Source organism: Streptomyces sp. 8N616 (assembly GCF_052246385.1).
Lineage (GTDB): Bacteria > Actinomycetota > Actinomycetes > Streptomycetales > Streptomycetaceae > Streptomyces.
This window is the reverse complement of the sequence record NZ_JBQQBY010000084.1, coordinates 1-2,029: the sequence shown is the minus strand read 5'-3', so window position 1 is coordinate 2,029 and position 2,029 is coordinate 1. Positions and strand designations below refer to the sequence as shown.

The 2,029-nt window shown below is 70.7% G+C and carries 2 protein-coding genes; both read left to right on the top strand.

Annotated elements, in window-relative coordinates:
• Positions 1 to 89 precede the first annotated feature (89 nt).
• A complete protein-coding gene (locus ACTWQC_RS35705) occupies positions 90 to 1,007 on the top strand; it encodes a ketopantoate reductase family protein (protein WP_443320032.1) in 918 nt (305 codons plus the stop codon).
• Positions 1,008 to 1,134: 127 nt separating this feature from the next.
• Entirely contained in the window at positions 1,135 to 1,977 is an 843-nt protein-coding gene (locus tag ACTWQC_RS35700; protein ID WP_443320031.1) for an aldo/keto reductase, read from the top strand.
• Positions 1,978 to 2,029: the final 52 nt, after the last annotated feature.

Here is a 2,029-nt window from a genome sequence, read left to right as displayed (position 1 = left end):
GGGCACCCTCATCGCCCCGCGGAACGAACGCCCACACCCGTAAACTCCAGCGGAGCGATCAGGACGGAAGTCCCGGCCAGGGAGGACAAGTGAACGCAATACCCGAGACCGAGACGGGGACCGAGACCGTGGCAGTGCTCGGGCCCGGTGGAGTCGGAGGGCTCGTCGGGGCGCTGCTCGCCCGCGCGGGACACCGCGTCGTATGTCTGGCCGGGGCGGAGACGGCCGAGGTGCTGCGCCGTGACGGGCTGTCCGTGAGCAGCGGAAAGTACGGCGACTTCACGGTGTCCGTCGAGGCCGCCACCGAATTGACGGAGCCGGTCGGCACCTGCCTGATCGCGGTCAAGGAGACCGCCCTCGCCCCGGCCCTCGCGCGCGTGACGCCGGAAGCGCTCGGCTTTTCCGGCCTGGTCGTGCCGCTGCTCAACGGCCTCGAGCACGTCGCGCAACTCCGCGAGCACTACCCCGCGGACCAGGTGGCCGCCGCCACCATCAAGGTCGAGTCGACCCGCGTCGCGCCGGGCCGAATCGAGCACACCAGCCCGTTCGCCGCGATCGAGCTCGCGTCCCAGGCAGCGCCCCGCGACCGCCTGGACCGGACCGCGAAGCTGCTCCAGGGCGCCGGCCTGGATGTGCGGGTCCGCGACGACGAGGCCGCGATGCTCTGGGACAAGCTCGCCTTCCTCGCCCCGATGGCCCTGCTGACCACCCGGTACGGCCTGACGGTCGGAGGCGTACGCACGGAGCGGCGGCCCGAGTTGCTCGCCGTCCTCGGCGAGATCACCGCCACCGCGCACGCGTCCGGAGGGCCGGTCGACGCCGACCGCATTCTCGGCATGTTCGACCGCGCGCCCGCCGGGATGAAGTCCTCCATGCAGCGCGACGCCGAGGCCGGCCGCCCGCTGGAACTGGACGCGATCGGAGGGGCGGTGCTCCGCGCGGCACAGCAGTACCGGATCGAAGTGCCGGTCATGTCCCAGGTCGTGGACGAACTCCGCACCCGCTGACCGCTGCCCGGTAATGACCGGCCTCGGTCCGGCTCCGGGTCCGGACCCGGGGCCGGGAATGCGGGTCCGCTGAAGATCGTTGATCCTGGGACGAAGCACTGCCCGACGAGACAAGGATCGACCGCTCGTGAGCAAGGTCCCCCAGATCACCCTGAACAACGGCGTCCGCATGCCCCAACTCGGCTTCGGCGTCTGGCAGGTGCCGGACGACGAGGCGGAGCGGGCCGTGGGCACCGCGCTCGAGGCGGGATACCGCAGCATCGACACCGCCGCCGCGTACGAGAACGAGCAGGGCACGGGCAAGGCCGTCGCCGCCTCCGGGATTTCCCGCGAGGAGCTGTTCATCACGACCAAGCTGTGGAACAGCGCGTCCGAAACATGGACGCGGGACAACGTCCTGCGCGAGTTCGACGCCTCCCTCGACCGGCTAGGCCTCGACTACCTCGATCTGTACCTGGTCCACTGGCCGAGGCCGATGCGCGATGACTACCTCGCCGTCCTGCGGGCGTTCGACGAGATCGAGAAGAGCGGCCGCGCCAGGGCGATCGGCGTCTCGAACTTCAAGCCGGCCCACCTCCGCCGCGTGGTCGACGAGACCGGCGTCGTCCCGGCCGTCAACCAGATCGAGCTGCACCCGAACCTCCCGCAGGCCGAAGCGCGGGCCTTCCACGCGGAGCACGACATCGCGACCGAGGCGTGGTCCCCGCTGGGCCAGGGCAAGGGGCTCCTCGAGGAATCGAGGATCGGCGAGCTCGCGCGGAAGCACGGCCGTACGCCCGCGCAGATCGTGCTGCGCTGGCACCTGCAGATCGGCAACGTCGTGATCCCCAAGTCGGTCACGCCCTCCCGCATCCGCGAGAACATCGACGTCTTCGGCTTCGAGCTCGACGCCGACGATCTGACCGCCCTCGCTGCCCTGGACACCGGAACCCGCCTCGGACCGGACCCCGACACCTTCGACTGGAACTGATCCAGGACGCTTCGGGTAGGACCGCGACCGCGACAGCCCACCTACCCACCCG